Genomic DNA, 19,443 nt, shown 5'->3' with positions numbered 1-19,443 from the left:
AGCGACTAATAATATGATTTACATTAATTATCTCGCTTTACTTTTTATCTACTGCTCTGTTTAAGGACGTGGTCCCCAATACGAATTTACTGTTGGTGCATCATCGTCGCGATCGTCAGCTTGACGAGATCCAGCTGGAGCGTCATAACCCATTTCTGGTCTAACGTGGCGATGCTCGAGAACCTCGGAGCGACCGCGCTGCCAGTTGTCTGTTGGCCGGAACACCTCTTTTTCCTGCTGGTAATTCAGGCGACAGCCCTCAACCAGTACGCGGTCAACGAAATCGTCGGTGCCAACAACCTCAACTCGCTCACCACTTTTCGTGCCGGCAATCTCTGCAGCCAGGTGGTAATTCGCGGTATCGTCGTAATCCTCGAACCCGGGCTTAATCTCAACCTGGCTACCACGATCGACTACACCGACAACCCCATCACGCAGATATTCCACTGTACCGTTCCGGTGCAGACGAGTTGCATGGGTAGACCGTTCGAGCAACGGTGAGTCGTCGGCGACACCGAACACCAATACGCTGTCTTTATGCTTATTCGGATCGGCGGCTTTCGCTTTACGCTTCTCACGATACGCCCATCCACGCAGCTGGCTAATAGCGGCAACATCCCCCGTTAAGGCTTCGTGCTCCACCCAGGAACGGTAAGACAACGGACGATATTGTCCTGACTCAAACAGCGTCTTACGTTCCTCTCGGATCTGAATTCGTAGCTCCGCTGTGGCTTTCATTCGCTCGAACTCAGCAACTCGATACATCAGTTTTCGCAGCAGAGGGTCGCGGTAGCTATGGCGAACATTACCCTTCATTGACTGATAATGTGCGGCAATCTCCTGATAGCGTGCTCTCACGTTCAAGTCTGGTTTTACCCATGTATCGCGGTATTTTTTATAACGCAATTTGAGGTCATCGCGCGCAGCAGCCCTTTCTTCACGACGCTCTTTTCTCGCCTCCCGATCGCGCACCTGGAATTCAGGTTGGTAGTGGTTATAGATTGCATACCCCCCCTCTTCCAGGTCTTCAGAATTAAAGCTTGGTGGAGCTTCGAACTGACCAAAATACGGTTCAAGCCTGGTCTTAGAAAGAGACGGATGAACATCAGATGCCTTCACCATCATAGTATCTGGTCGCGCGATATCGTATATAACCAACCCGCCCGATTGTTCACGCAACCCCAGACCATTGGCATGCATCAGAAGATGAAAATAGTTCCAGCTTGCAGTCTTGTTCTTGATGGCATCGGTGATTTTTGAGCGCACCTGCCGAACAGCATAATGATATAGGCTTTCTTTGTCAGAGAAGATCTCCCGCTTGGCAGCTCCCTGTGGAGCATTACGAAAACGCCAGGGTGCACGACGCAATGTATTGTTATCACCCCAAACCCAACTGCCATTATCTTGTTTGAAGCCAAAACGTTTTTCCAGAACGCGGCAACACTGTTGTAAGGTGTCTGCATCATTCCACAAATTGGCTGCACGATACGTTTCCGGATTCACACGATTAACGGCGATGTGGCAGTGAATATTGTCGGTATCACGATGGATAGCGGTAACAAATTGGTGGTTTGCCATCCCCAGCTTTTCCAGGCAATGGCGAGCGCTATCAAACACCTGAGACGGTGTCGGAGTCTCATCCTCTTGCCAGGATAAAATGAAGTGATAGACGGGGTCTTTACAGTGTCGATTCTGCGCAGAAACCATATTCATTTCTGCTGCAGCTGTCTCCAGTGAAAAGCAATTTGTTTCACATTCAACGCCCCCGACAATGACTTGCTCTCGCCCATCAGGAAAGCTAGCGACAACCTGCATGGGTGAGTAATCATTACGCCGCTCAACATAGTCTACCAGGCGATCAAAAATTGCCTGACTGGAGCGTGAAGAGGTCTTTGGAGTCTTATCAGGCGTGATAACTTCATCAGGTTTTTTCTCATCCCGCAGACTCAGGTAGCCGACCAGCTTCATGAAGCTGGTGCCGCCGTCTCGTCTTTTTGGTGGGATGATAACGTTCATAGTGCCCTTATTCGTTTGCTGGTACGAGATTCAAATCCAAAGCGATGATTGCCTTCTTCACTTCGACCAGTACGTCAGAAAACTGCTTACTGAGTTCCTGAGTCATCTGGTCTTGCATTTGGGTGTAGAGGTGTTTTTGTAAACCACCCAAACGAAGAAGTTCGTTCATCAAGCGTGTGTCTGTTCGTGTCATTATCTTCCGGTTCAAGGCGGAGCGCCGCAGTAGCTCGGAAGTGCTTATCCCTGCTGCCTTGGCCTTACCTTTGATGGCCTCAGCCTCCTCTTCGGTGCATCGGATTTGGATGATTATACCTTTCTGACGCGACTCGCTTTTCGACATAGCTCAACCTCTAACTACTCAACCGGGGTGTCGGGGCGTAGCCCTGACCAGGTGTTTTGCATTATCGACTGCGTGCAGGCGGTAATGACAAAACATTTCCTGTCCGTCATTTTACTACGTCTATCCTTTTGGATGCGAGCTATTTTTTGCCTAATTAGGCGTCAGTGAGGAGGCGGGCTTGGCCTCTCAGAAGTGATATGGTTTAATGTGGTTACATCTACTATGGCTAAATCAGAGGGTTACATGGCAGGAACTAAATTTTATACTCAGGATCAGCTAGAAGAAGCAAAACTGGCGCTCGAATCCTTACCTGATTTGACACCTAATAAAATCAGCAGAACTGAGCTTTTGGAATCACTAAAAGAAAGCATTATCACCTTAGCAAAGTCAAAGGGGTATACAGCATCAGAGATCAAATCAGCGTTACAAACGGTAGATATATCAGTAAGCGAGAAGGCGATATCAGATATCATCCGAGCAACAAAACCTACAGCAAAAAAACGTGGGAGGAGTAACGCTAAGCAGGAGACAAACCAACCATAATGAAAATGGCGGGGTTACCCGCCACATCATTGACTAAAACGATTTTAGCATGAGTCTGATTTCACTTTGCAAGTTATTATTGAACAATGGGTTCACATTTACCGTGAACAACTTTCCCTTTTTGTATGAATCTACATCAGCCCATTCAGGAACCTTATCACCATAAGTTATTCTGCACAGTGATATCGCTTTCTCGATGAGTTCATCGCTATAATCTCTGTCTATAGAGATGAAATTTATACCACCATAAACAACATTGAATGGACTTTCGTTATACTCGTAAACATCCTCCATGCTGTTAAAATATCCGCTCTTAAATTTTCTTGTTATCTCTTCAACTTTGTCACAAGTTGGGCCATCAATCCAACGCACTGAGATTGAGTTATAGCTTACTTTCTTTACAAAAAATTTAACGCCAGAAAAATTTTTCTTAAGCAGTAAACGAATATTTGAAGATACTACTGCTGCCACACTGCTATTATTATTTTCTACTTTTTTAAGGTGGGAAAAATCAGGTAGGAATTTCAATCTTTGAACCTCTGCCTCAAAGACTTCTTTCATATCTTTTTTTGCTTTCTCATTCCTATGCTCTTCCTGTAACGCGGCAGACAGAATTTCATCTAGTTCTGACGGTGTACAAACGTCATCACAGATCTTCCACTGAACACCCAGCAAAATACTTTCAGACACTTTCCGAAGAATTTTTCCGCAATGAAACACAATATCAAGATCAATTCTTTCACCATGAACCATTTCATTTCCAGGAAAATTTATAACGTTTTCTGGTAGAGGCTCACCATGAACACCGAAAATTACGCCACGGCCATACCCGTAAAGATTAGTGTAAACAGCCTGCCCAACCTTAAGAGATTTATTTTCGATTTTCATATTTAAACTCCATGATAAATAGCGGGGACATCGCCCCGCATAAATTAGAAAATTTGGGACAACGTGCCGTAGCGTTTTAATGGTTGCATGATTTCATCGTATATGCCTCCATCAGCTGTAACGAACACCACGAACCCTGTATCAAGGCAACGCCAACACTTTGAATTCAACGGGACAAATCGATAATTATTTGTACTTAACGCGACAGCCTGAACTGGCTCTGTTTCTGTCACCGAATAGATATCGTAATGAACATTCTTACAATGCTGCCCGAATCTAAAGGCGGCATCCCATTCACTGCTTGCAAGGCACATGTAGGTGCAGTTTCCATGCATAGCACCATCACTTGAAGGCGCAAAAAATCGAACTGCGAACTGACCAAGACGGCAAGTTTCAAAGTCATTGAGATCACATCTTTCGGAAGATTCTAGAGCAGCGGTGTTGACGTTTTGTGTGTTCATTCTGGTTTTCCTCTTGTCGATGGTTAATCCATCTCTCGGTGAGTTCCGTCGCAGCGAAGGGCAAAGGAGCAACGACGAACGGCGCAGTGCCAGGGCGACGACGAAAAGTTTTTTTGACCGAAGGAAAGAAAAAGTTTTTGACGGCGGCGTAGCGCTACCCTGGTACTGCGCTGGGCGACGGTGCTACCCCCTGCCCTCTGCGCCGGGACTTATCGAGTGATGGGCAACGACAGAACTTTGAGAATGAACACATCCGGCACGCCGGAACGGCGGGACGTCTCTAGCGGTGGCGCCGAAGGAGCCACCAGTGAAAGCGGCGCCGGCACTTGCCGCCTGTAAGCGCCAGCTGTTGACGTTGGCTCTCAGACCCTAGCCGACAGGCCCGAAACCGCTCGCGGGTTCGGCGAGATTTGTCAGCCGCATACGGCTGACTAGTCGAGTGGGGCTGATGGTCGGGCGCATGCGACCGGCCACCGCAGGGAGCTTCAGCTCATTGTGTTTTTTTTCAAGCCTGGTGAAAGGAGAAATAGGCGTCAAAGAAGGGAAAACATCAAACAGCGATATCGAATTAAAAGGGACATTACTGGACTGAATCAGCCCCAGAGGGACGAAAGCAGCCGTGGCGAAGCCACAGGGCTTTTATCCGCCTGGCAGGCTTATAGCAGTTAACACCTCAACAGTTCGCCACTATTTCTGCAATTGGCACACTCAAGCCATGATCACCGAATAATGACAAAATGGCACATTTGTTCAAATTTATAATGATCGGGCATATTTTCCAGGCAGGGATTTCCCTGCCTGCCTCCTTAGGTCTGACTTACTGGTTACAAGCGAGGTGGCAACATCCCTGGGAACTGGCGCGCCACGATATCGTTAATTTTATTTACCAGATCGGGGCGTTTAAAAACGATATGTCCTGTCCCTTTGGCAAAGCCCTTAACGGTAAAATATTCAAGATCACACAACTCGCTAATTTTGTTGCCGGTGCCAAAGAAATCAGCGTATTTTTGACCGTCCCCTGACCTGAAGTCCGGCACCGCCTTCCCATCAAGCAAATAAAATGGACGCGCCAGATCATCGAGCAGTTGTTGCCCTTCCCACGTGAAACTTGATTTCCCGTACCGCCATGTGCTGAGAAAGCGTTCTACGATGATCTTTTTCCCAAGGCGGCATGGGCTGTTGGTTTTGTAGTCCCATGACAGGCTGCGAAATACATCTATTACCCCCTTCTCAAAGGTAACAACCTTGTCGGCATTAAGTTGTTTGAACGTCGCCAGCACCGTATCAAGCGTGACCTCCGGACAATCCTTGCTGTTCAGTTGGCGATCCCACTCTTCCCGCTGTTTGCTGCTCATCAGCGTGTACATACCGGTATCACTCAGCAGCCGATCCCAAACTTTACGATCAATCAGCTTGGCAACCGCATCACCGTATTTTTCTGGTTTGCCTCGCCAATCCAACGCCTGTTTGACCACGTCGCTGTAACCATACAAATATTCTTTGTTGGCCGCCTCTGAAAGCTGTTTAGCAGCCGTATGGATCAATGCTATTCCCTCCATGAATTGAGCAATGCCACCATTTCGCTGCGCAATAATGCGGTCAATAGAAACAGAGGGAATAACTTCCCCCCCTTGGGAAGGATTAACGGTAATATCTGCGATCACACCCGCGTTATCACGGGTCTGTTCTACGGTTGAAAATGTCATGTGTTTCTCCTTAATGAGTTGGGTAAAACTGCCGTCCAACAGGACGGCAGTTCGTGTTATCAGGCGTAGGCCCGTTTCAGTTCTAACGTGCGCAATACCTGCCCTAGCTCACTACCGCGCATAGCCGGAATGCGTACCGGCTGGCGTTTACGCTGACATTTTGCAATATGCCGCCCCAATGCACGCAGTTCAGGTTTAACTGCCGTAGCCTCGAGGCTGTCCCGCAGTATGCGGGTTTGCTTTTTCGGCGCTTCGTTATTTGCCGCCAATTGCTTTACATAAGAGTCAGTTGATGTAATGATTGAAACTTCAATAGTCATAGTTTTACTCCAATCGATTATTGAGAGCCGGGCTAACTTTCCTAGGGGTAGACCGGCACGAGAAAGCAGCGGAAACGCTGCTTTTTTCATTTACGGATTTGCGTTTTTGGGTTGAAAACCTCCTTTAGATCACGTTGAACTGCGGCTGATTGTTCTTGTTCAACCGCCCGTAAAACGGCTTCAATGGCCGAGGCCAGCGCATAAGTATCGGGATAACGGCTACCTCGCGGCAGTCTGCGATTTGTAATTTCATTCAGGACATACAGGCATTCCTTCAATAAAATTGGCATATCGTTCTGACAGATAGCGTTCAGCCTCTCCCCACATCTTTCCGAGGGCTCCTGAGCGGCGGTTTTGACGTTGACGTTCTGTGTGTTCATTCTGCTCTCCTGCCTGGTGGTTAATTCATCTCTCGTCGGGACCTTTCGCGGCAAAGGGCGAAGGAGCGACAGACCTGGGCAGAAAGCAAGGGCGCCGAAGGCGTGCCATTTACCCTTGTTTTCTGAACGGGGATGGTGCTACGAACAGCCCTCCGCGTAAGGGTCTGACGGGAGATAACCTCCATATCAAGAGAGAATGAACACACCCGACACGGCGTTATTACGCCGGGGCGTCTGCAGCGTTCCTCGCCCAGGCGAGGAACAGTGAAAAGCGGCGCCGGCACTGCCGGCTGCAAGCGCATGCTTTTGACGTTGCTGTTGGCTTTCAGACCTGAGCCGGCGGGCCCGAAACCCGCAGGGGTTCGGCGAGACTTGCCAACCGCTTGCGGCTGGCTAGACGAGTAGGGCTGATGGCTGGATGAGTGCGGCCAGCCACCAGAGGAAGACCATAGCGGTTTAGTTATACGAATACTCCACTGCCATCTCGAGCGCCAATCGGTAGCGAGCATGCTCCCAGGCGCGCTGACCGATTTCACCGAAGCAGCGTTGCGCTACCCGTTGCCCTCTGATCCAATATTGGATCATTTCGTAGGCAACCCGCGGTTTGTCCGGGAGTTTATAGTCAGCCCCGCAGTTTTGGACGCGCTCTGTCATCCGCCTGAAAATCTCATAGAGTGCCTGCTCCAGCTCGTCGTGGGACGTGCTGCTTTGCGCATACAGATCATTCAGGTCGTCTAAATAGCGAAACTCCATCTCCATCGCTCGAACGGCTGCGGGATATTGCACGCCGGGCTTTTCCCACGGCTCAGGGGTATCTGGTTCGCAAAATTCCTCACATCTCTCGGCAGATTCTGCAGCGGCGGTTTTGACGTTGTTGGTTTTCATTCTGGTTTGCTCCTTCTAGGTTCCATCTCTCAGCGAGTTCTTTGCGGCAAAGGGCGAAGAAGCGACAGACCAGGAGAAAAACAAGGGCGCCGGAGGCGTGGCTTGCCAGTACCTTGTTTTTAGAACGGGGATGGTGCTACGAACAGCCCTCCGCAAAAATTCGCAGAGAAATGGCCACTGGTGAGTAAGATGAGAATGAAAACCCTCGACACGGCGGAACGTCGGGGCGTCCTTAGCGATCGCCGGTAACCGGGGAACAGTGAATAGCGGCGCCGGCACCGCCGGCTGCAAGCGTGCCTTTCGCGTCAGCGATGGACGCCCGCAGGGGGGCGACGGCTTGCCGGCGCCATGCGCAGCACGACAGCGCGCCCGGACGCCCACCGCTGCATCGTCTCGCCAGGCAAGTCGTTCAGAAGCAGCACATCCATGCCCGACTGTCGCCGTGGCACCGTCAACAGCCGCCACGCCTCCTGTCAAAAGAAGATGCATACCTGGCACAGGAATGAGAGAGCAACAAGCCGCAGTGGCGTAGCCACTGCAGCCTGTTGTCCAGGGGTTAGCGGCCTACCAGGCGATTCGGCAGCCGCGCCGCGTTATCGATATGCGCTTCAGCGGATAACTCAGCATTGATCAGACTGACCTGAAGACGCGCCTCCCAAAATGGCATGGCCGACCAGAGGTAACTATCCAGTTCGGCCAGACAGGGAAACCGCGCCGTCCACGCCATCACCAGCCCGCTCAGGTCATCCTCGGCCAGTCCCTGCTGCTGCGCACGCCGTACCCAGCGGTCAAGCTCGCCCGGCGTGATGAATGCCAGCTCGACTTCCGCCTGCGCCAGCCGCACCTGGTAACGTCGCCGCTTGTGCCGCCGGAGTGTGGCATCGATGCGCGCCTGACGGGTGTGTTTCATCGTCAGTCGGTGTTCGAATCGCTGACGGCGGCGGCGGTTCACTTCCGGGAACAGCGTGTCACGGGTGTCGCCCGGCAACGGGGAATAACAGTGCTCGCCCCGGCTGGCAATCAGCGTGTCGAGTGCATCAATATAGTCTTCCTTGCGCGTGGCGCGGCGACGATCGCCGGGCCGGTAGGTCACGTCTATCATGCGGATATCCCTGGCTGAAATTGTGAGCCGCCCGGTTAACTGGCGGAAAAACGCCGTGGCATACGGGTAGGCAGATAACCGCCTGCCCGCTTCACGGCGGGCTTCGACCTGTGCGATGGCTTGCCAGACGGCCTGCCGGTACGGGTGCCACGGCACCAAAGCGAGATGATGGGGGATCACAGGCAATGCCCTCCCATCCGCAGCGCGACCGCCAGCTTTTCCGGCCGCCAGAACCCCAGCCGGTAATAGCCCGCCACGGTATGCAGCACCCGGTTGACCGTGGCCGGGGTGTAATGCTCATCCAGGTACAGCCACGCCAGCGACTGACCGCCGTCAAACGGCAGCGTCATTGACCAGTTCGGCACCTCCGCCCCCGCGCTGCACAAATAGAGCGCCGTCGCCTCATCCCCAGCCGGGCTTATCCGGCACACGACCGGCACGCGCCCGCAGAACTCGCAGCCCTCTTCCGCCACCACGTGCCAGCCCTCCGGCAACGCCAGCTGGCTCAGCACCGCGCAGTTGAGCATCACCCGGTAATCCCTGCCCCGATCGCGGTACTGCTCCAGTTCGTCGGCGCTCATTGCCGTCAGTGTTTCCAGATTGAATGCATTTTTCATCGCTGTTTTCTGCCGCCCCGCAGGGCGGCAGCTCCCTGTCGGTTACGCGGCGGCGCTGTTGTCAGCGCCCTGTAAAGTGGTGGTGTCCTCGGCCACCGGCAGCAGGCACTCCGGCACCCAGCCGCTGGCGGTCAGTTCATCCTCGGCCAGCTGCGCGGCGTCGCCCTTCTTCATCTTGAGCACCGAGGCCGCCTGCGCCACCTTCCCACCGTCAAGTAGCGCATCGCTCATTAGCTCCTTGCTGATGCGCCCGAAGTAATTGGCCTTGGTCGGTTGCCACCAGTCGCGCAGCGTGAAGTCCAGCGCGTGCTCGAGCGGCGTCAGGGCATCGCCGACTTTGCCATCCTTCGCAGGCCACAGCTGCACGGCATCGAGCGACAGGCCGACGCTGTACGCCAGCAGCGCCACGACCTCGGCCTGTTCCCACGTCAGCAACCATGTGAAATCGGTATTCCATTCCGGCGGCAATTTCGCCTCCCACTGCGCGTGCAGCTCGCCCAGCTGGCGATCGGCGCGGCTTCCTTCCGCCGTCGGGGCTTTGGTCAGCAGCTCCGCCCGTTTTGGGGTCAGGCTGGTTTGGAGCAGCGATCCGGCGTAGCGCGAACCGAACACCTTCACGACCAGCGTGTGGGTGTGCAGCGCCAGCGCCACGGTCGGGTTCTCGACCAGCGCCCCCATCACCGCCAGCGTGCGCTCCGCCGACAGGCTGGTGATCAGCGCCGCCGACAGCCCTTTCTCCTTGGTTTTCGGTGCCGTCGTTTCAGTGGTCGCTGCGCCCTCGCCGTTGTCATCCCCGGATTTGTCGGTTGCTTCGCTCGCCCGCAGCACGATCCCGCGCTGGTAAACCACCTCCCCGTTACGCAGGGACGCCACCACTCCACTGCTGCTGCGCATCGCCTGCGGCCATGCACGGACGATTGCCTGCGCGGTTAGCCGCGCAATATCGGCTTCGACAACGTCGCTTTCGACGTTCAGCGCGTGGGTATCGGTATCGGCATCCGCCGCCTCGAATGCCGCTTCCAGCTCGCGGAACCGCGCTTTCAGACGGGCGATCTCGGCCTGTTCGTCAGCGGTAAATTCCGGCTGCGGTTCGGCCAGCTCGCGATACAGCTCCGCATCCTCACCCCATGTTTTAATGGCCGAAATGCGCCCTTCCGCCCAGCTCCAGCCCTCGTCCTCGGCCACCTGCTGCGCCAGCGCGTGCAATTTTTCACGGGCAAGACGCTCCAGCATCGCCGGTTCGGTCAAAAAGCCCTCGTCGGTAAACAGGTCAAATTTGAAAGTGCCACCCGCCGCTTCGTAGACCTCGCGCCCGACGAACGCCAGCTGGCTGTTGTCTTTGGCCGAAACTTCGCCTTTCAGCACCGCCTCGCGCAGGTGCTGCGGCGCAGCCGCCCAGCCGTGCGCGTTGTCCCAGACGTCACACTGACGTTGATGATCGTCGGTGGCCGACAGCGCCTGCAGCTGGTCGAGGGTGATCTGGTCGTCGGCCAGCGCATCGAGCAGCACCGGCGCCATCGTTGCCAGACGCAGACAGCGTTGAACGTGGCGCGTGCTGAACCCCAGCAGATCGCCGATCTGTGCCGGAGTTTGCCCGTCTGCCGACAGGTCGCGGAACGCCGTAACCTGATCGGCCGGGTGCATCTGCTCGCGCTGGCTGTTCTCCATCATCGACACCACGCGCGCCATCGCCTTGCTGACGACCAGCACCTCGACCGGGTAATCGTCGGTCACGATGCCGTCCGGGGTGGTCTTGTCGGCGTCGCTCTCCTGTTCCATCAACCAGCGCAGCGCCAACGTGCGGCGCTCACCGGCGGCGACGCCGTAGCGGCCATCGTCCATTTCGAACACGACCAGATTCATCAGCAGACCGGCTGAACGGATGGCGGCGGCCAGCCCCTCGATCGACGCCTGCGAGGATTTTTTCTTGCGCACGTTCAAATCGGTCAGCACCAGCTGGCCAAGCGTGGCGGTTTTGCGCACGGCCTTGGCCAGCGCCGCCTCGATTTTTTCCGCGAGGGGGTTTTTCTTGGCTGTAGATTTGGCCGGGCGGGTTGTTTTGCCCTTGGCCGGTAAGGTAGACTCGATGTTAGACATAGTGGTTTCCTCTCAGTTATCACGTGTTGTGCCAGTCCCGATGGCGTCAGGACTGGCGGTGAGAAAGCGGCTGCAATGCCGCTTTTTTATCGCCCGCAGTTAAGGCTCCAGTGGGTCATGGTCATCTGATCGCTGGCAGCCACCGGCCAGCCCCCGACGATCCACACCGAAATGGTGTCGAAATCCCCAAAGTCCGCGAACACCTCTTCCGCCCCTGCCGGTACGACCGGCGGTTCAATGGTGCCGGTTGAACGACCGCACACCGCCTTCACATAGCAAAACAGGTCATACACCTGCGGTATGGTCAGGGCACTGTTGGTCTGTGCAGATGCTGCTGTAGGCTTCGTTGTCGCGCTGTTGACGTTTTGTGGTTGCATGTTGGATTCCTCCGGGTGGTTGATTGATGCCGCTGTGAGTATTCGCCGTCGCGAAAAGGCTGAGTCAGCGCGGCGGGGAGCGTCGGCAAGGGGCGGAGACAAAAAGTTTTTGACCGCAGGGAGGAAAAGTTTTTGGCGGAGTGCACTTCACCCCTTGTCGCTAAGCGAAGCGCTGTGCTGTTATCAGCCGCGACGGGAAGGCTCACTGCGGCAGGTGTACCACGGAAGGATGAACGGGCACCCACCCGACACGCCGGCGCGACAGCGACCGGAGGGGCGACCTTAAAGCGCCTGTGGCGCGGTGCGTTCCCTGCGCGGCGCGGCAAGCTTGCCGCTGCAAGCGTGCCCTGGCGTCAGTGATGGAAGCCCGCAGGGTGGCGACGGCAAGCCGGCGCCATGCGCAGCACGACAGCGCGCCCGGACGCCCAGGCACTACCGCATTCGCAAAGTACCTGGTGAAACAGAAAAAAGAGGAAGAGGAAAGATATCCTTGAACATACCAGACAAGAAAGGCAAGTCCGGTACATTCTCCGAATGGCAGCGTCAGCGGGCGGCGCAGCCGCACGCCTCGCCTGCCAGCCGCTGCAAGCGGCGGCAAGGGGGTTTCGCGCTCTCACAGGCAAACCTCTATGCCGCCCTACATACCGCAGGACGGCAACAGATCAGAGCTGATTAAGCAAGCCGTCGATGGTGTGCATGGCCTCCCGCTCATCCTCCGTCATTTCCTCGGCGCGGTCGCTATCAAGCCGGTTGGCGGCAAAATGTAACAACCGCTGTAATTCCAGCTTGTTGACCGTTACGTTACCTGTTGCGGTTCGGGCTTCCACGATCCCCAGCATGACTTCAGCCACAAATTCATGCCCTATGCCACGGCGCTGATATTCGTCAATGTCAGTACAGCCCATGGTTTCCAGTATCGCCAATACATCCTGAGGGGTGGGATTGTGCTTCTCCAGGGCATACCGCACTGACTGTGTGTCCCATATCAGCACGGTGATCGGTTCTTCGCTGCCGTACTCACGGAACAATTCCGCTGCCACTTCTTTAACACTGCCGAACATATTATTTTTCCTCATTATTTTTTACAGGGCGGCCATGCCGCCCTCGGTGAAAATCCTGTCAATCCAGCGCGCGAATGATGTCGCCGCGCTCCGGGTGCGTCTCGATGTAGTTCCAAAGTTGCTCTTCCCGCTGCATCAGCAGTTGCACCAGACCGGCATTGCCCCGATCGTGATGCACCCAGCATCGGCGGTTGATGGCCAATGCAGTCAGTACAATGCCGGCGGCGTCGCCGCTGACGGTTTTGTCAAACCAGTTATCGGCGTTGATCAGGTGTACGCGGTCGCTATCGGGCGCCATATAGCCGCCGCCCTCCGGTAAACGGATGAAGAGCCAGAAACCGCCGGTGTACTGCGGCAGATAGCGATCGGCGAGCGAATACACCTGCATTTCGGCTGAGAGAAAATCATCGCCGAACATATCCGGCAGGAATGACAGACGATCGGATTCGCATACCTGCAGCGTGATGGAATGAGCATGTTGCATGGAACTACCTCCAGAGTTTCAGGGTTCGCGACACCGGCCGGTACCGTACCCATTCGAAAGGCCGGCCTTGAGGGCGGGGAACAAGGGCGCCGTCAAAGCCGCAGCGCAAGCCCGTTGCGCGGCTGAATGCCCGTAACGGGCGCGAACGGGTGCCGACGGCGAGCATCGCGGCCCTTGTGCCACAACCGTGCCGGACTAGCGTTTGGGTACGGCACAGGCCGTCACCACACCAGAGCGTCAAAGGAAAAGAATTTAGAGAGGTGTGGGCAGGCCCAGCCTGCGCCCGTTGCGGCGCCGGCTTCGCCGGCAAGTGCCGCGTGGCGGTTCAACGGACGCGGGGCGTTCGATGCGCCCCGGCGTTCGCAGGCTTACAGCAAGGCAACCCGGGCAGGTTTCCCCTGCCCGATCGTATCCAGCCTGTCGTTCAATCCTTGAAATGGTGTTCCAGCTCGTTGATCGTCTTATAAATTTCGACGTAACGATCGTGCGCGTCCCGCAGGATATGGCCGGCAAGGCGCTCTGCCAGCACGTCACTGTTCCAGTAATACGTACTCACCAGTCCCCGCAGCCGCAGGTGCAGATCACACATGTCGTTGGACAGTGCCGCAATCGCGGCGCGCAGCTCTTCATTTCCGGTGTAATTCATCGCTGATCCTCCTCGTTTACGCCGCGTTCAGGGTGCGCAGACGCTGCAAGCGCTGCTGACCGATAGCGCGGTACTGCGCCAAAAGCTCGATACCGATATAGCGGCGGCCGGCCTGGGCTGCGGCGACGCAGGTCGAACCGGAACCGGCAAAGGGGTCCAGCACTATCGCGCCGGGCTGCGTGAACGATTCAATCAGTGGCTGAAGGACTGAGACCGGTTTTTCCGTAGGATGATGGCGATTACCGGTGTACTCCCATGGCTGAACGTCAGAGCGCGGTTGTGCCGGCAATGCCGGGCGCCCTTTCGCCAAGATATACGCACATTCATGCTGATAGCCGACAAAGGCCGATTTTGAGGCATAAGGTTTTGTAAACACCAGATGCCCGACAACGCGGAAACCGGCCTGCTTCCAGGCAGCCATAAAGGTATCAACCCGGTTCCAGCCATAGAAACTTACCGCCAGACTGTCGGGCTTGAGCACCCGGAACATTTCACGGAACGCCGGGCGCACCCATTCATCGTTTTTGTCGTTGGCGATACTGCGGCCGCTGCGGTCGGTAAAACCGACCAGGTAAGGGGGATCGGTCAGCACAAAATCGATGCTGTTTGGCGGAAAGCCGGCCATCACCTGCACGGAATCACCCAGGACATATCGGGACATAAGGAATACCTCGCCATTCAAGGGGTGCAAGAGGGGGTCGGTACGGCCCCCGTTCCCTGCTGCCCGATGTCATGGCAGGCAGGCACCGCCGCGTGTCAGGCCGACCGTGGAATACCGAGTTGGCGGGGGTATCGCCGGCGAGGCTATGCCGCGAAAGCGGCTTGAAGGCCGGGCACAGCCCGCCGCCACGCTCTCAGCGGGGGCTGCCAATATGTCATCGGGCTGCAGGTGTGCGGTAACCACCGCGGAGGGAAGATCCGGATAAATGATCGGCCGCCGCAAGGCGGTAAGGAAAACGGAGCGTAGCGACATCCTCAGCAGCTACACTTAACCGGGAGTTTGAACAGAAGAAAACCAACAGGATAAGGCATGGCCACCATGAAAGACGTTGCGCGCCGCGCGGGGGTATCCGCCGCCACCGTCAGCAGAGTGATCAACAACACCGCCTTTGTTGAACCCGTAACCCGCGAACGGGTGGAGAAAGCAATGCGGGAGTTTAACTATCACCGGAATGCAGCGGCACTGGCGCTGGCAAAGCGAAGCGGCAATATGCTGGGGTTACTCACCGGTAACCTCGATGATCCGTTTTTCTCGCGCCTGGCGCGGGGCGTCGAAGATGTCACGCGAAAAGAAGGCGTCAGGTTGATGGTCTGCAGCGGGGGGCATCAGGCCGAGCTGGAAAAAAGCGGCCTCGACTTCCTGATAAACCAGGGATGTGAGGCTATCGTTGCGCACGTCACCCGAATGAATGAAGCGGACATATTGAGATACGCGGCCCACACGCCGGCCCTGGTTGTGGTCAATCGCTATTTACCCGCTATCGCCAATCGTTGCATATGGCTGGATAATGTCAGCGCCGCGCAAGCCGCAACCACGATGCTGATCAACAATGGTCACAGAAAGATCGCCTGAATCACAGCCGATCTGCCGATCGACGATAAAAAACATCGGCTCGAGGGGTACCGTATGGCCATGGCCGGCGCCGGCATCCATGTCCCCAGCACCTGGATCATCAGCGTGCCCTTCAATGAAGAAGGCGGCGAACGTGCAGCAGAGCAGTTATTGGCCAGCGGGCAACATTTTACTGCAGTGGCCACATTTAACGATGTGATAGCCGCCGGCATGATCCGCACCTTCCATCAGAAACAGATAAGAATGCCGGATGACATATCGATTATTGGTTTTGATGACATCGCCCTGGCCAAGTATCTTCATCCTTCTTTGACCACGGTGCATTACCCCGTGGAAAAAATGGCAAGGCGTGCCGCCAGGCTCGCCCTTCAGCTCAACACAGGCATGAATACAGCGCCACAGAACAACCGCTATACCGCTGAAATCATCCTCAGAGATTCCGTAGCACCATCGCAAACAATGACCTGAGCCAACAAGACAAGCGATTTATCTGAGATCTGCATCACATTAACTAACCTCATGAAACCGATTACATGAACACCCATCCGCGCTCACATCCCCTACGAAACTTATTAGTTACGCTTGAGTAATTACCCCCTGACTGGAGTTGTACATGGATGACAAAAAAACGCTGAGCCTGGGTTTAGCGCTGCTGCCCATTGTGGCCATGTTGTTGTTGCTTATTATCGGCTATGGGCAGTTTGGTCTGCGAATAGAGCCCCTGCTATTGGTTTCTGCCGGCATTGCGGCCGCACTGGCCTGGTGGCAAGGTTACCGCTGGGACGACATTATCGATGCGATCGTCTCCAAGCTGGCGAAGGCGATGCCGGTGATCATGATACTGATCTGCGTGGGCGGCCTGATTGGCACCTGGATGATCAGCGGAACCATTCCGTACATGGTGTACTGGGGCTTAAAGCTGATCAGTCCGCAATATATCCTGATCGCGGCTTTCTTCATCACCAGTGTGATATCCGTATGTACCGGTACCTCCTGGGGCGCGACGGGTACCGTCGGTGTCGCCCTGATGGGCGTTGCCGCAGGACTGGACGTTCCCCTGGCCGCTGCCGCCGGCGCGGTTGTCTCGGGCGCCTATTTTGGCGACAAGATTTCCCCGCTGTCCGACTCAACGAACTTTGCGGCCATCGTTGCGGACACCGACCTCTATAGCCATATTCAACACCTGATGTACACCACGCTGCCCAGCTTCGTGTTGGCGGCCATCGTCTATCTGATCGCCGGACATACCGGCGCCGTTGGCGACGTGGCCACGCCCGAGAAAGTGACCGCGATAGTCAACGCTCTTGAAGGTCTGTATCACTTCAACCCGCTCTTGCTCCTGCCCCCTGCCCTCGTCTTGTGGGGTGCAGTGACCAAACGCCCGGTGATCCCCATCATGCTGGCAGCATGTGCACTGGCCATTGCCATTGGCGTCGCCCTCCAGGGCTTCAGCCTGCAGCAAGGTTTAAACGCGCTAATGGACGGGTTCAACCTCTCCATGTTTTCCGCCCAGGGATTCAACGTAACCGGGATCGTTGACGATGTTCCGCGTTTGCTTAACCGCGGCGGTATGTTCTCGATGATGAGCACCATTCTGCTGGTCTTCTGCGCGTTCTCATTCGCCGGCGCATTAACGCTGACCGGCGCCCTGACCATCATCATCAATCGACTGCTGAAGGTAGTACATACGACAGGCCAATTGATTGCCGCCACCGTCGCGACCACTATCCTCGTAACCGGCGCCACCAGTGACGGGAAACTTGCCCTGCTTATACCGGCTGAGCTGTTCAAAGGCGCGTATCGCCGCATGGGGCTGGATAATAAGAACCTGTCACGAACTGTTGAAGATGCCGGCACCGTCATCGAGCAGCTGATCCCATGGACGGCGGCGGGTATTTATATGGCGACTACCCTGGGGGTCAGCACGCTGGATTTACTGCCATGGGCAGTCCAATGCTACGCCGCCGTTGTGTTTGCGCTGATTTATGGCTTTACCGGCTTCGGCATTGCCAGGACACAGCCTCAAAATGACCTGCAGCAGAAGGATGCCTGACGTGAAGACCAATTTTAACCAGGTAATTAACCGCCATAACACCGGCTCGGTGAAGTGGGACTTTATAGAGCACTATCTTCAGTTGGATGGCAGCGATCTGTTACCCATGTGGGTTTCTGATTTTGACTTCAAGTGCCCCCCTGAAGTCCAAAATGCACTGCATAGCCGGGTTGACCACGGCATATTTGGCTACAGCGAACGAGACGATCACTATTACCAGACTGCCATGGATTGGTTCTCAAAGCGGCACAACCTGCAGCTGAAGCGAGAATGGTTTACGTCGGTCGAAGGTGTCGTTCCCGGCCTGGCTCTCCTTATTCAGATGCTCAGTAACCCGGGCGATGCCGTTGTGATACAAGGACCCTACTACGGCTCATTCGCCAAGATCATTACCATGAACGGTAGAAACGTCGTCGAGAATCCGCTGACAGAAAGCCCTCAGGGATATCAATTCGACTTCTCCCAGCTTGAAAGCTGCTTCCGGCAACACACGCCCCCGCTGTTACTGTTGTGCAATCCGCACAACCCTACCGGACGCTGCTGGACACATGACGAACTGACGCAGTTGATGACGCTCTGCCGCGCCCATGGCGTGACCGTTATCTCTGACGAAATTTGGGCAGACCTGCTGCTGCCCGGGCAGACGTTCACATCGGTCCTGCACCTGGATAAGGACTGCCGGGAACAGGTGATTGCTGCTACCGCGCCCAGCAAAACGTTTGGATTGTCGTCACTGCGGATCTCGAATTTCCTGATCCCCAATGCCCGGATGCGAGGGGCGTTCATCGACCGCCTCAACGCCCATGGTCTAGATGTCTTTAATGCGCTGTCGATGACGGCAGCCACTGCGGCTTATCAGCACGGCGAGGCCTGGCTTGACGATTTGCAGCGCTATCTGGCTGATAACCGGCGCTGGTTTGAGCAGGCGTTAGGCTATGCCGCGCCCTGGTGCAAAATGACCCGGGCGGAAGGCACTTACCTTGCCTGGCTGGATTGTCGCGCCCTGGGGTTGGATGACGATGCCTTACAACAGGCATTGATCCACACATCGAAGATCGCGCCCTCGATGGGCCGCAGCTTCGGCTCCCAGGGGAAGGGATTTATCCGCATCAATCTGGGCTGCCCTCGTCAGTACCTTGAAGACGCAATCAGAGGGTTGGCCAAACTTCCCCCTTAAACAACAGGCACCCGACGGCGCAGACCACACAACTCGGGGCCGGATAATGATGATAGTTAGTGCCCAGCTTTGCGTGGGCACACTCAACACCGGGGAAGTCATTCAGGGCCCGCATCGACCAGGCATAGGTTCGAGCGGGTACTGACCATCAAGGAACTGTCAGACCACTGACAGGCCGTGGACCACTAGATGGAAGGCTAAAATGGCTGTTGTTGAGACTGCACAATTTGCGCGTTACTTTGAATTATTCCCCGAGTTAACGCCGACACAAGCAATGACCTGTATCCTGTACTCCATGGGATTGGCCATCACGACCATTGCAGACCTGCGCGACGTCTCACCTGAGACCGTGCGTAAAGTGCTGCAGGAGGCGCGTCAAAAACTCGAATTATCCAACCTGGTTGCCGTCACCAGCGTCGTCCAGGTGAGGCTCACTATGGCAATGATGGGGATTAAAATTAATATGCAGGATACAGATATCCAAGTCGCTTAACCAAAGCTTAGTAGCGCTGCAACTTGGTCTATTTGCTACAAGATCAGTTCAAGTCTACCGCAAGATAATCGGTCTGGACTAAACCGTATACTTGCGCAGCGTACCTAGTAGGCGATCATTATTCTGTCCTGTTGGTCAGAATAATGGTCGCCTAATACAACAGAACAACTGCGGCATCTTTTCCAAATTTCATCCTCCCTACTTCACCTTACCCCGATAACACA

At 55.2% G+C, this 19,443-nt stretch carries 20 protein-coding genes and 1 pseudogene; 5 read left to right on the top strand and 16 right to left on the bottom strand.

Annotated elements, in window-relative coordinates; all coding sequences use genetic code 11:
- Positions 1-60: 60 nt before the first annotated feature.
- Both traI and mobA read right to left on the bottom strand, forming a co-directional pair.
- On the bottom strand, positions 61-2,016 hold the full coding sequence (gene traI / locus ACJ8M3_RS23910; protein ID WP_435958768.1) for a TraI/MobA(P) family conjugative relaxase: 1,956 nt from the start codon (positions 2,014-2,016) through the stop codon (positions 61-63).
- 7 nt (positions 2,017-2,023) lie between these two features.
- The gene (gene mobA / locus ACJ8M3_RS23905) at positions 2,024-2,356 is read right to left on the bottom strand and encodes a plasmid mobilization protein MobA (RefSeq protein WP_060432402.1); all 333 of its coding nucleotides are present in this window, start codon (positions 2,354-2,356) and stop codon (positions 2,024-2,026) included.
- Between the two features lie 222 nt (positions 2,357-2,578).
- Between mobA and ACJ8M3_RS23900 the strand changes: the two genes are divergently transcribed.
- A complete protein-coding gene (locus ACJ8M3_RS23900; protein ID WP_435958769.1) occupies positions 2,579-2,899 on the top strand; it encodes a hypothetical protein in 321 nt (106 codons plus the stop codon).
- Positions 2,900-2,932: 33 nt separating this feature from the next.
- Here ACJ8M3_RS23900 and ACJ8M3_RS23895 read toward each other — a convergent pair whose 3' ends face one another.
- From ACJ8M3_RS23895 to ACJ8M3_RS23830, 14 genes are all read right to left on the bottom strand, one after another.
- A complete protein-coding gene (locus tag ACJ8M3_RS23895) occupies positions 2,933-3,787 on the bottom strand; it encodes an LPD29 domain-containing protein (RefSeq protein WP_435958770.1) in 855 nt (284 codons plus the stop codon).
- 44 nt (positions 3,788-3,831) lie between these two features.
- Positions 3,832-4,248, bottom strand: coding sequence for a protein TraE (locus ACJ8M3_RS23890; RefSeq protein WP_435958771.1), 417 nt, complete (start codon positions 4,246-4,248; stop codon positions 3,832-3,834).
- Positions 4,249-5,072: 824 nt separating this feature from the next.
- Entirely contained in the window at positions 5,073-5,954 is an 882-nt protein-coding gene (locus ACJ8M3_RS23885; RefSeq protein WP_435958772.1) for a DUF4942 domain-containing protein, read from the bottom strand.
- A 59-nt stretch (positions 5,955-6,013) separates the two neighbouring features.
- A complete protein-coding gene (locus ACJ8M3_RS23880) occupies positions 6,014-6,274 on the bottom strand; it encodes a hypothetical protein (RefSeq protein ID WP_128869045.1) in 261 nt (86 codons plus the stop codon).
- An 86-nt stretch (positions 6,275-6,360) separates the two neighbouring features.
- Positions 6,361-6,654 (bottom strand): hypothetical protein, encoded by a 294-nt coding sequence (locus ACJ8M3_RS23875; RefSeq protein WP_060432400.1) that lies wholly within the window; start codon positions 6,652-6,654, stop codon positions 6,361-6,363.
- Positions 6,655-7,110: 456 nt separating this feature from the next.
- Positions 7,111-7,539 carry a dehydrogenase gene (locus ACJ8M3_RS23870; protein WP_435958773.1) on the bottom strand — a complete coding sequence of 143 codons (429 nt, stop codon included), beginning with the start codon at positions 7,537-7,539 and terminating at the stop codon, positions 7,111-7,113.
- Between the two features lie 556 nt (positions 7,540-8,095).
- Positions 8,096-8,821 (bottom strand): plasmid SOS inhibition protein A, encoded by a 726-nt coding sequence (locus ACJ8M3_RS23865; protein ID WP_442514768.1) that lies wholly within the window; start codon positions 8,819-8,821, stop codon positions 8,096-8,098.
- Complete coding sequence (gene psiB / locus ACJ8M3_RS23860; protein WP_442514767.1) at positions 8,818-9,258, bottom strand: conjugation system SOS inhibitor PsiB; 441 nt, start codon at positions 9,256-9,258, stop codon at positions 8,818-8,820. Before psiB ends, ACJ8M3_RS23865 begins: the two co-directional genes overlap by 4 nt.
- Positions 9,259-9,300: 42 nt before the next feature.
- Entirely contained in the window at positions 9,301-11,355 is a 2,055-nt protein-coding gene (locus tag ACJ8M3_RS23855; RefSeq protein WP_442514766.1) for a ParB/RepB/Spo0J family partition protein, read from the bottom strand.
- An 86-nt stretch (positions 11,356-11,441) separates the two neighbouring features.
- Entirely contained in the window at positions 11,442-11,732 is a 291-nt protein-coding gene (locus ACJ8M3_RS23850; protein ID WP_435958777.1) for a ribulokinase, read from the bottom strand.
- Positions 11,733-12,394: 662 nt separating this feature from the next.
- Positions 12,395-12,793: a DUF1380 family protein gene (locus tag ACJ8M3_RS23845; RefSeq protein ID WP_442514765.1), complete on the bottom strand. Its 399-nt coding sequence runs from the start codon at positions 12,791-12,793 to the stop codon at positions 12,395-12,397.
- 58 nt (positions 12,794-12,851) lie between these two features.
- On the bottom strand, positions 12,852-13,277 hold the full coding sequence (locus ACJ8M3_RS23840) for an antirestriction protein (RefSeq protein ID WP_060432393.1): 426 nt from the start codon (positions 13,275-13,277) through the stop codon (positions 12,852-12,854).
- A 424-nt stretch (positions 13,278-13,701) separates the two neighbouring features.
- A complete protein-coding gene (locus ACJ8M3_RS23835) occupies positions 13,702-13,923 on the bottom strand; it encodes a hypothetical protein (RefSeq protein WP_060432392.1) in 222 nt (73 codons plus the stop codon).
- Positions 13,924-13,939: 16 nt separating this feature from the next.
- Complete coding sequence (locus ACJ8M3_RS23830; protein ID WP_442514764.1) at positions 13,940-14,584, bottom strand: DNA methyltransferase; 645 nt, start codon at positions 14,582-14,584, stop codon at positions 13,940-13,942.
- A gap of 369 nt (positions 14,585-14,953) precedes the next feature.
- Here ACJ8M3_RS23830 and ACJ8M3_RS23825 point away from each other — a divergent pair.
- From ACJ8M3_RS23825 to ACJ8M3_RS23810, 4 genes and pseudogenes are all read left to right on the top strand, one after another.
- Positions 14,954-15,964 (top strand): annotated as a pseudogene (locus ACJ8M3_RS23825) (LacI family DNA-binding transcriptional regulator).
- A 145-nt stretch (positions 15,965-16,109) separates the two neighbouring features.
- Positions 16,110-17,549 (top strand): Na+/H+ antiporter NhaC, encoded by a 1,440-nt coding sequence (gene nhaC, locus ACJ8M3_RS23820; RefSeq protein ID WP_442514763.1) that lies wholly within the window; start codon positions 16,110-16,112, stop codon positions 17,547-17,549.
- 1 nt (position 17,550) lies between these two features.
- Entirely contained in the window at positions 17,551-18,726 is a 1,176-nt protein-coding gene (locus tag ACJ8M3_RS23815) for a MalY/PatB family protein (protein ID WP_442514762.1), read from the top strand.
- A gap of 202 nt (positions 18,727-18,928) precedes the next feature.
- Positions 18,929-19,219, top strand: a complete 291-nt coding sequence (locus tag ACJ8M3_RS23810) for a helix-turn-helix transcriptional regulator (RefSeq protein ID WP_435958783.1) — start codon at positions 18,929-18,931, stop codon at positions 19,217-19,219.
- The last annotated feature ends 224 nt before the right edge of the window (positions 19,220-19,443 follow it).

The organism is Serratia sp. CY55921, from assembly GCF_052167655.1.
Taxonomy (GTDB): Bacteria; Pseudomonadota; Gammaproteobacteria; order Enterobacterales; family Enterobacteriaceae; genus Serratia; species Serratia ureilytica.
The sequence above is the reverse complement of the archived record's forward strand: the minus strand, read 5'-3'. Positions and strand labels throughout refer to the sequence as shown.

Excerpts from the sequence above, each read along its gene's own strand:
- traI (WP_435958768.1), bottom strand. The coding sequence starts at position 2,016 with ATGAACGTTATCATCCCACCAAAAAGACGAGACGGCGGCACCAGCTTC.
- mobA (WP_060432402.1), bottom strand. The coding sequence starts at position 2,356 with ATGTCGAAAAGCGAGTCGCGTCAGAAAGGTATAATCATCCAAATCCGA.
- ACJ8M3_RS23900 (WP_435958769.1), top strand. The coding sequence starts at position 2,579 with ATGGCTAAATCAGAGGGTTACATGGCAGGAACTAAATTTTATACTCAG.
- ACJ8M3_RS23895 (WP_435958770.1), bottom strand. The coding sequence starts at position 3,787 with ATGAAAATCGAAAATAAATCTCTTAAGGTTGGGCAGGCTGTTTACACT.
- ACJ8M3_RS23890 (WP_435958771.1), bottom strand. The coding sequence starts at position 4,248 with ATGAACACACAAAACGTCAACACCGCTGCTCTAGAATCTTCCGAAAGA.
- ACJ8M3_RS23885 (WP_435958772.1), bottom strand. The coding sequence starts at position 5,954 with ATGACATTTTCAACCGTAGAACAGACCCGTGATAACGCGGGTGTGATC.
- ACJ8M3_RS23880 (WP_128869045.1), bottom strand. The coding sequence starts at position 6,274 with ATGACTATTGAAGTTTCAATCATTACATCAACTGACTCTTATGTAAAG.
- ACJ8M3_RS23875 (WP_060432400.1), bottom strand. The coding sequence starts at position 6,654 with ATGAACACACAGAACGTCAACGTCAAAACCGCCGCTCAGGAGCCCTCG.
- ACJ8M3_RS23870 (WP_435958773.1), bottom strand. The coding sequence starts at position 7,539 with ATGAAAACCAACAACGTCAAAACCGCCGCTGCAGAATCTGCCGAGAGA.
- psiB (WP_442514767.1), bottom strand. The coding sequence starts at position 9,258 with ATGAAAAATGCATTCAATCTGGAAACACTGACGGCAATGAGCGCCGAC.
- ACJ8M3_RS23855 (WP_442514766.1), bottom strand. The coding sequence starts at position 11,355 with ATGTCTAACATCGAGTCTACCTTACCGGCCAAGGGCAAAACAACCCGC.
- ACJ8M3_RS23850 (WP_435958777.1), bottom strand. The coding sequence starts at position 11,732 with ATGCAACCACAAAACGTCAACAGCGCGACAACGAAGCCTACAGCAGCA.
- ACJ8M3_RS23845 (WP_442514765.1), bottom strand. The coding sequence starts at position 12,793 with ATGTTCGGCAGTGTTAAAGAAGTGGCAGCGGAATTGTTCCGTGAGTAC.
- ACJ8M3_RS23840 (WP_060432393.1), bottom strand. The coding sequence starts at position 13,277 with ATGCAACATGCTCATTCCATCACGCTGCAGGTATGCGAATCCGATCGT.
- ACJ8M3_RS23835 (WP_060432392.1), bottom strand. The coding sequence starts at position 13,923 with ATGAATTACACCGGAAATGAAGAGCTGCGCGCCGCGATTGCGGCACTG.
- ACJ8M3_RS23830 (WP_442514764.1), bottom strand. The coding sequence starts at position 14,584 with ATGTCCCGATATGTCCTGGGTGATTCCGTGCAGGTGATGGCCGGCTTT.
- nhaC (WP_442514763.1), top strand. The coding sequence starts at position 16,110 with ATGGATGACAAAAAAACGCTGAGCCTGGGTTTAGCGCTGCTGCCCATT.
- ACJ8M3_RS23810 (WP_435958783.1), top strand. The coding sequence starts at position 18,929 with ATGGCTGTTGTTGAGACTGCACAATTTGCGCGTTACTTTGAATTATTC.